This window comes from Pseudaminobacter soli (ex Li et al. 2025) (assembly GCF_003012705.1).
Classification (GTDB): domain Bacteria; phylum Pseudomonadota; class Alphaproteobacteria; order Rhizobiales; family Rhizobiaceae; genus Pseudaminobacter; species Pseudaminobacter soli.
The window spans coordinates 1-1,130 of the sequence record NZ_PXYL01000060.1 but is presented as its reverse complement, the minus strand read 5'-3'; the positions used below and the strand labels follow the sequence as shown (position 1 = coordinate 1,130).

The window sequence follows — 1,130 nt, the reverse complement described above, 5'->3', positions numbered from 1 at the left end:
CCGACCTTGCCAGCCGTGCGCAGGGCGGTCATCAACGCACTCGCTATACCGACAGCACAGATCCGATGTCCGCACTGTCGACGTCACTTTCAAAGCCCAAATTCCATTCTGCCAAAGTAGTGCTAGGGCCCAGACCCATAAAACCGCTTCCATTGATGCGGTAGTCGTGATTCACCGTCTTCGAATGGAGGCCATTGATGAATCGGAACTATTTCTGGCTAACGGACGAGCAGATTGGGCGGTTGCTGCCGCATCTTCCAACTGACACGCGAGGCAAGCCGCGCGTCGACGATCGGCGGGTGATCAGCGGCATCATCCATGTCATCAAGAGTGGCGTGCGCTGGGTTGATGCGCCTGAGGTCTACGGCCGAGGAAGACGCTCTACAACCGCTTTCAGCGCTGGGCCGCCAAGGGCGTATGGAGCGCCATCTTCCATGCCCTGGCCCGTGCGGGAGGACCGCCGGCGCAGATACTCATCGACTCCTCGGCCGTGCGGGCGCATCGCTGTGCCGCAGGCGGTAAAGGGGGGAGCACAATCAGGCCGTTGGCCGCTCCCGCGGCGGCCGCACCACCAAGATCCACGCCCTGACTGACGGCTTGTGGCGGCCCGTCGCCTTCATGCTGACGGGCGGCAACGTTGCCGACTGCAAGGCAGGCGAGATTCTACTCGACCAATTGCCCGACACCGGGCTCGTTCATGCGGACAAGGGCTACGACAGCAATGCCATACGTCGCCAAATCGGTGACTGTGGAGCCTTCGCGAACATCCCGCCAAAGGCCAACCGCATCTGGAAGAACTGCTTCTCGCCTTTCCTCTACCGCGACCGCAACGCCATCGAGCGCATGTTCTGCCGCATCAAGGACTTCAGGCGCATTGCAACTCGCAACGACCGCAACGCCACAAACTTCCTCGCCGCCGTTCACATCGCCGCGGCCGTCGCCTTCTGGTTATGAGTCTGGACCCTAACACTACTTTGGCAGAATGGAATTTGGGCTTTGAAAATGACGTCGACAGTGCGGACATCGGATCTGTGCTGTCGGTATAGCGAGTGCGTTGATGACCGCCCTGCGCACGGCTGGCAAGGTCGGCTCAGGTGGCCCCCGACGCGCTCGTCGTCTCTTTTTTTTCC

Annotated in this window: 1 pseudogene; it reads left to right on the top strand. The window is 60.8% G+C overall.

Annotated elements, in window-relative coordinates:
- Positions 1 to 197 precede the first annotated feature (197 nt).
- Positions 198 to 954, top strand: a pseudogene (locus C7I85_RS30190) (IS5 family transposase).
- Positions 955 to 1,130 lie beyond the last annotated feature (176 nt).